General features: G+C 62.6%; 5 protein-coding genes. 1 reads left to right on the top strand and 4 read right to left on the bottom strand.

Annotated elements, in window-relative coordinates; translation table 11 throughout:
- Positions 1–132: 132 nt before the first annotated feature.
- From G7Y51_RS12830 to G7Y51_RS12815, 4 genes are all read right to left on the bottom strand, one after another.
- The gene (locus G7Y51_RS12830) at positions 133–990 is read right to left on the bottom strand and encodes a tRNA (adenine-N1)-methyltransferase (RefSeq protein ID WP_165178090.1); all 858 of its coding nucleotides are present in this window, start codon (positions 988–990) and stop codon (positions 133–135) included.
- Between the two features lie 137 nt (positions 991–1,127).
- Positions 1,128–3,566 carry a PBP1A family penicillin-binding protein gene (locus tag G7Y51_RS12825; protein ID WP_165178088.1) on the bottom strand — a complete coding sequence of 813 codons (2,439 nt, stop codon included), beginning with the start codon at positions 3,564–3,566 and terminating at the stop codon, positions 1,128–1,130.
- Positions 3,567–3,816: 250 nt separating this feature from the next.
- Positions 3,817–4,134: a TusE/DsrC/DsvC family sulfur relay protein gene (locus tag G7Y51_RS12820; protein ID WP_165068622.1), complete on the bottom strand. Its 318-nt coding sequence runs from the start codon at positions 4,132–4,134 to the stop codon at positions 3,817–3,819.
- Positions 4,135–4,409: 275 nt separating this feature from the next.
- Positions 4,410–5,078, bottom strand: a complete 669-nt coding sequence (locus G7Y51_RS12815; RefSeq protein WP_165178086.1) for a CBS and ACT domain-containing protein — start codon at positions 5,076–5,078, stop codon at positions 4,410–4,412.
- A 235-nt stretch (positions 5,079–5,313) separates the two neighbouring features.
- Here G7Y51_RS12815 and G7Y51_RS12810 point away from each other — a divergent pair, with 235 nt between their 5' ends.
- Positions 5,314–6,477: a LarC family nickel insertion protein gene (locus G7Y51_RS12810; RefSeq protein WP_165178084.1), complete on the top strand. Its 1,164-nt coding sequence runs from the start codon at positions 5,314–5,316 to the stop codon at positions 6,475–6,477.
- Positions 6,478–6,613: the final 136 nt, after the last annotated feature.

The raw sequence follows: 6,613 nt of genomic DNA, 5'->3' as shown, positions 1-6,613 counted from the left end.
GCAACCGCTCTGGCGGCCGCGGGAGCGGACGCCCGCGCCGAATGAGCCTGAAAACCACGCTTTTCAGGCGAAATGATGGCAGCGCCGCTTTTGAAATTGAATAATTTCAAAAGCAAAATGCTCTAGAGCGCGTCAGCCTCTGGCGGCCAGATCCAGGCGGGCCAGGCGCGCGGCTTCCTGCTTGCGCTCGCGCGTGCCCAGAGGACGCCGCGACTCAAAGTCCTCGCTGCGCTCCTGGCGGCGGCAGAAGATCAGAAAGCCGGTATGCGCAATCATCCGATCTTCGGGGCGCAGCCGATCCGCCACGGGTTTCCAGCGGCGGATCAAAATTTCGCAGACTTCGGTTTCAGCAAAGGGGCCTTGTTCCAGGCCCAGCAGGAGCCTGCCGACCTGATCCACCGTGGGCAGCAGAAAGCCCAGGCTTGCGCCGGGCCGCACGGCGCACGCCGCATGACCGAGATAGTCCCAGGGGTTGCGCACGTCCAGAAAAAGCGCGTCCGCGCCGTTGACGGCAAAGCCGTGGGCAATGTCCCTGTGGTGCAGATCCACGTTGTCGCCTGCTCCGGCCCAGGCCAGATTGCGCCGGACCAGCTTGAAGAATTCCTCTCTGGCTTCATGCCCGACCACCTTGCCCGTAGGGCCGCAAAACCAGGAAAGCCCCAGGGTCAGGCCGCCGGAACCGCAGCCCGCCTCAATGATCGTGCGGCCCGGCCCGGCGCCCAGACGCAGGCAGATATAGGCAATATCCTTGGGATAGATGATCTGGGTCTGGCGCTTGATGCCCTGCAGGCGATCAAAGAGCGTGGCCTCCTGCACGCGGATGGGCACATCCAGGCTGGTGCGCGTCTCGCTGCCGAAATCCAGGGCCGCCACCTGCGCGGCGGGCAGCGTGCCGTCGTTACTGTGCCAATCCTGGCCTTCTTCCAGACGTTTGATGTAGCGCCTGCCCTTGGGCGTGACAAAAACCACGAGAGAACCATAGGGGATCATGTTTTTCCTTTTTCTTGCAAAACCGTACGGGGCAGGCTTTGCGTCGCGTTAGAGCCCGGTATGCCGTCCTTGCGCGTCCGTAGAGCATTTTTGGGCAGGAGGCGCTGCCAGAGAAAAAAAGCGGCCGGAGCGGCGGATCAGAACATCTGGCGCATGAGATCCTCGCCGCCCTCGGAGGTATCCACCACAGTGCCGTCCCCGGCGTCGGGCGCGGTGGCCGAGACGCCCTCCAGGGGCATGTCGGCCCGGTATGCAAAGCCGCCGGACATGACGATGCCGTCAGGCATGACGAAGTCCTGCGCTTCGTACATCTCTTCCACCACGCTGCGATAATAGCGGAAAATGGGCGCGGCGGTGCGCCCGCCCTGTTCCAGACGGCCCAGAGACCGCAACTGATCGTAGCCCACATAGACGCCGGTGACCAGATAGGGCGAGAAACCCACAAACCAGGCGTCGTGCTCCTCGTTGGTGGTGCCGGTTTTGCCCGCTATGAAGCGGCCTTCCACCTTGCCGCGGACCCCGGTGCCCGCATTGACCACGTTTTTGAGCAGCACGTCCATGATGTAGGCGTTCTGGGGCGTGACGGCCTGCCAGTGCTCCACGTCCTGACGATAGAGCTCGCGGCCCTGGGCGTCGTTGATGGCGGTGATGATCCGGGGGCGCACGCCCAGGCCCTGATTGGCGAAAGCCGCATAGGCCTGCGTCAGATTCAGCGGGGAAACGGCCACCGCGCCCAGACTGACGGAAAGCTCCTGCGGGAAGGCGGGCTCCAGGCCCAGGGCCTTGGCCCGCTGGATCACGTTGGCGATCCCCACCTGCTGCGCCACGCGCACGGTGCTGGTGTTGCGCGAGAGCGCCAGGGCCTGATGCAAAGGCATCTCGCCCTTATAGTTGTGCTCGTAGTTGGAAGGCCGCCAGACTTCATTGGTATAGGGGTTCACATAGACAAAAGGCGCGTCCAGCACAATGGAGGACGGCGTGAAGCCGAAATCCAGCGCCGTCGAGTACACCACGGGCTTGAAGCTGGAGCCGGGCTGGCGGCGGGCCTGCGTGGCGCGGTTGAAATGGCTTTCGCCGAACCGGTAGCCGCCGATCAGGGCCACCACGTCGCCGCTCTGGGGTTCAAGCGAGGCAAGAGCGCCCTGCACGGCGGGCTCCTGCTGCAGGAGCAGGGGAATGGGCGTTTCTTTCCGAACCGCGGCCGGATCAAAGGGCACGCTTTTCTGCTCTGTGCGGCCTTTGGGGCCGGTTTCCCTCATTTTCAGCCCGGCGGCCGAAACCCAGATCACATCGCCGGGCCTGAGCACCAGTCTGGCGTCTTTGACCGCCGGAGCGTAAATGCCCGCCACCTTGGGATTGGGCTTGCGCGCCCAGGACATGTTGGCCACGGGAATCAGGCCGGTATAGCCCTGGCCCAGGGCCACGCGGGCCTCTTTGGCGTCCACGGCCGTGACCAGGGCCTTGACCCAGGCATTGCCGGCAAGATCCAGGGGCGCAAAAGCGGAGGCGGCCAGAAAAACGCGCTGCTGCTCGGCATCCAGATGTTGCAAAGCGCCGCGCCAGCCCTGCCGCTTGTCCAGTTCTTCCAGACCCCGGCGCAGGGCGCGGCCCGCGGCTTGCTGATGGGCGGGCACCATGGCCGTGCGCACGGTCAGGCCCGCCTCGTACACATAATCCTCGCCGTATTTGCGCGTCTCCACGCCCAGGGCCTTGAGATTGTGTTCGGTGAAAAATTCGATGAGCAGGCGGCGGGCCTCTTCCAGATACCAGAGCGCGGCCCCGCCCTGGCCTTCGGGCATGCTCCAGTAGACCAGGGGTTCGGCAGCGGCCTGCGCATATTCCGCGGGGGTGATCCATTTCAGGTCGCGCAGGCGGCCCAGCACATACATCTGGCGGTTTTTTGCGGCCTCGGGATGGCGGAAGGGATTGAATTTGCTGGGAGCCTTGGGCAGCCCGGCAATAACCGCGCTTTCAGCCAGGGTGATGTCCGAGGCGTGCTTGCCGAAATAGGTGCGCGCCGCGGCCTCCACGCCGTAGGCGTGCTCGCCCAGATAAATCTGGTTGAGGTAAATGGTCAGGATCTCGTCCTTGGAAAGATTTTTTTCCAGGCGGTAGGCCAGAATGGCCTCCTTCATCTTGCGCGTGAAGCTGCGCTCCGAGGTGAGCAGAAGCTGCTTGATGAGCTGCTGGGTGATGGTGCTGCCGCCCTGGCCCTTGGTGCCGGTGCGGAAGTTGATCAGCGCCGCGCGCGCGATGGCCACCGGGTTCACGCCCATGTGCCGGTAAAAGGAGTCGTCCTCGGCGGCGAGGAAAGACAGAGGCAGAAAGCGCGACATGTCCTTGAGGCCGATGACAAAGCGCTTTTCATGATAGAAAAGGCCCAGCACGGAGCCGTCGCGCGCCAGGACCGTGGTGGCCTGCGGCGGATTATAGTCGGCAATGCGGGTGATGGCGGGCAGATCGCGCGAGGCCCAGTAAAAAAGCAGGGCCGCTGTGCCGCCGCCCACAAGCCCGCAAAACAAAAAGATGCCCACCAGCCAGAGGGTGAGTTTTTTCCAAGAAAATCTGATCTTCATGGCAGGGCAGTACCGTTTTTTTGTGCCGGCGTAAAGAGAGCATGGCGCAATCGCCGCCGTGATGCGGCCGGAAAAGTACAGCCGGACCCGCTGCCGGGACGCCGGTTTTGCGGGTTTTGCATCGGCTGCCCCTGGGGCCTGCCTTTGCATTCCCTCGCAACCGCTGCGTCCGCGGCGGGCAGGAGCATAGCGGGCAAAAAAAAGCGGAAGGGCAACCTTCCGCTTTTTTTCTGAAAATTCGCGCTCCGGACTACACGCAGCCGGTGGGCTTGGGCAGACCGGCCATTTTGCAGGCGCCTTTGCCGGGGCCGGAGGGGAAAAGCTCGTACACTTCTTTCAGCTTGTAGCCCGTATTTTTGGAGAGAATGCGCACCATGGGCGCAATGCCGTTCTTTTTGTAATAATCCTGCAGAAAATCAAGGATCTTCTGGTGATCAGGGGTGATATCGGAAATGCCTTCGGATTCCTTCACATATTCCATCCATTCGGGGCACCAGTCGTCAAAACGCAGCAGGAAACCATCTTCATCAACTTCAAAGCTTTTGCCTTTATAGGTGATCTCAGCCATGCGTGTCCTCCTTGGACAGATATTGCTCATTCTCGCCGGGACGATATGCCTCGGCGCTATGCCAGCCGGAATTGACGATCCCGGCCGAATTCCTCAAATGTGGGCCGTGATTGTGAGCCCAATCACGATGCAGGAAAAGTTATGTCATAAAAAAATTTCAATGGCAAGTCCTGCACGGCTTTTTTCGTTGAGCCTGGCGCAGCCGTGGGGAAAAGAAGCGTTTTTTTCCAACAGGATGCTAAAACAACGTCACACGCGCCCGCACAGCCGGCGGCTCACGCCAGGTGCACTTCGTTGCGCGCCCAGTAGAGCAGGCGGGCATGCTGCCTGACCGCGGCGATCACCGCTTCTTCGGCCTCGCGGCTTTCCATGTCACGGATCCGCAGAAAGACCTGGCGGTCGCCCTCCTGATTGTTGGCCGAGAGCACGGAAAGAATCCGGGCTCCGTGCGCGCGCAGCAGATCGAAAACGGGCTTCATGGCCCCAGGCCGGTTGGCGATCTCAATGCCGATCTGGATGCCGCCCTCGCGCACGCCGGTAATGGTCACCAGGGCCTTGAACACGTCCTGATCCGAAATGATGCCTGCCAGATGCCCGTTTTCCTCCACCACCGGCAGGCCGCCGAACTTGTTGTCCAACATGAGCATGGCGGCTTTTTCCACGGTATCCGTGGGTTTGACTGTGAAAGGCCGGGGAGTCATAATGTCTTTGGCCTTGAGTTCGGCCAGCAGGTAATGCATCTCGTACATGTCCAGCGTGGTGGCCTTGGAAGGCGAGGCGTCCCGCACGTCCCGGTCGGAGATGATGCCCGCGAGGCAGCCTTTTTCGTCCACCACCGGCACGCGGCGGATATTGTTGTCACGCATGAGCTTGCTGAGTTTGAGCAGTGATGTTTCGGGAGTGACGGCGATCACGTCGGCGGTCATCCAATTCCGTATAAGCATGCTTCCTCCGGCAGTGGACGGTTGAGATCATTCGCGCTTGCCGCGCTGCTTTCAGGCCGGCAGCGGCATGGGCCTGCGCGGCGCTTGGCTTTTTCTATATACCAAGGGCCGGATGCTGCACAAGCCCGGCGCGCGGGTGACCGGGGCCGGGCAAATCCCGCGTTTTTTCGCCGGGCATGTCGCGTCACATTGTGTTTTTCCTATTCTCGGATCTGCTTTTTTCAGGAGCGACAGTATGGATGCATATCTTGATTGCGCGCACGGCATCAGCGGGGACATGACCCTGGCCGCACTGAGCCATCTGGGCGTGGACTTTGCCCCGTTGATCGCGGCTCTGGCCCGCGCGGGCATAGACTGTTGCCTGGAAACGCGCCCGGAAATCCGCGCCGCAGGCCCAGGGCGGCGGGCGGACGTGAGCTGGGACAGCAATCAGCCGCTGCGCCATCCCGCGGATATTGCGGCGGTCTTCGCGGCTGTGGAGGTCAGCGCCGCTGTTCGCGGCCGGGCCCTGAAAACGCTGGAGGCCCTGACCCTGGCCGAAGCCGAGGCGCATCAGGTGCCGCCGGAGCAGGTCCATTTTCATGAAGTGGGGGCCATTGACACGCTCGTGGATATTTTAGGAGCCTGCTGGGGCCTGGATCAGTTGGGCGTGAAGCGGATCACAGTTTCGCCGCTGCCCTGGTTTTCGGGCACGGTGCAGTGCGCTCACGGCCTGATTCCGCTGCCAGCCCCTGCCACGGCATGGCTGATGCGCGGCAAGCCCGTGCGTCCCGGCGACGCCTGCGAGGAGTTGATCACGCCCACGGGCGCCGCGCTTGTGCATGCGCTGGCCGACGCGTTCGAGGATGGCCCCCGAGGCGTGCTGGCCGGGCTGGGCACCGGCTACGGCTCACGCCCGGCCCCGGCGGGCCTCAGAGTCTGGCTGAGCGAACCCGTGCCCGAAGCCGCGCCGGCTGCGCAAGGCGGCCGGGAACAGGTGCTGCAACTGGAGACCCATCTGGATCACCTCAGCGGCGAGGAACTGGGCATGGCCCTCACGGCCCTGGCCGATCTGCCCCATGTGCTGGATGTGCTCTGGCTGCCGGGCATCGGCAAAAAAAACCGCCCCGCGGGCCTGCTGCGCGTGCTCTGCCCGCCAGAGGCCGAGGCGGCCACCGCGCAGGCCATGCTGCGCCATACCCATAGCCTGGGGCTGCGGCGGCAACTGCTGGAACGGCTGATATTGCCGCGCGAGGCGACAACGCTGGACTGCTGCGGCGAACGTCTGGCGGCCAAAGCCTATATTCTGGAAGGCGCGCGCTATGCGCGGCCCGAGGCTGATGCCGTCCGGGCGGCGGCGGCCCGGCGCGGCGTGGGAGCCCCGGCTTTGCGCTTCACGAATACCGGGCAAGGCGGGTAGAGCGTTTTGCTAGAGCATTTTGCTTTTAACTTTTTACATATCCACAGGATTTAAACCATCCTTCAGCGTCTTTTTGTGTGATACAACTTAATGCTTTTCCAATGGATTTATACAGTTCATCACATGTTTTTGCTTT

The sequence above is a fragment of the Desulfovibrio sp. ZJ369 genome (genome assembly GCF_011039085.1).
Taxonomy (GTDB): domain Bacteria; phylum Desulfobacterota; class Desulfovibrionia; order Desulfovibrionales; family Desulfovibrionaceae; genus Desulfovibrio.
This window is presented reverse-complemented; position numbering and strand designations above follow the sequence as displayed.

Bases quoted from the DNA above. Each gene is read 5' to 3' on its own strand.
- G7Y51_RS12830 (WP_165178090.1), bottom strand. From the start codon at position 990: ATGATCCCCTATGGTTCTCTCGTGGTTTTTGTCACGCCCAAGGGCAGG.
- G7Y51_RS12825 (WP_165178088.1), bottom strand. From the start codon at position 3,566: ATGAAGATCAGATTTTCTTGGAAAAAACTCACCCTCTGGCTGGTGGGC.
- G7Y51_RS12820 (WP_165068622.1), bottom strand. From the start codon at position 4,134: ATGGCTGAGATCACCTATAAAGGCAAAAGCTTTGAAGTTGATGAAGAT.
- G7Y51_RS12815 (WP_165178086.1), bottom strand. From the start codon at position 5,078: ATGCTTATACGGAATTGGATGACCGCCGACGTGATCGCCGTCACTCCC.
- G7Y51_RS12810 (WP_165178084.1), top strand. From the start codon at position 5,314: ATGGATGCATATCTTGATTGCGCGCACGGCATCAGCGGGGACATGACC.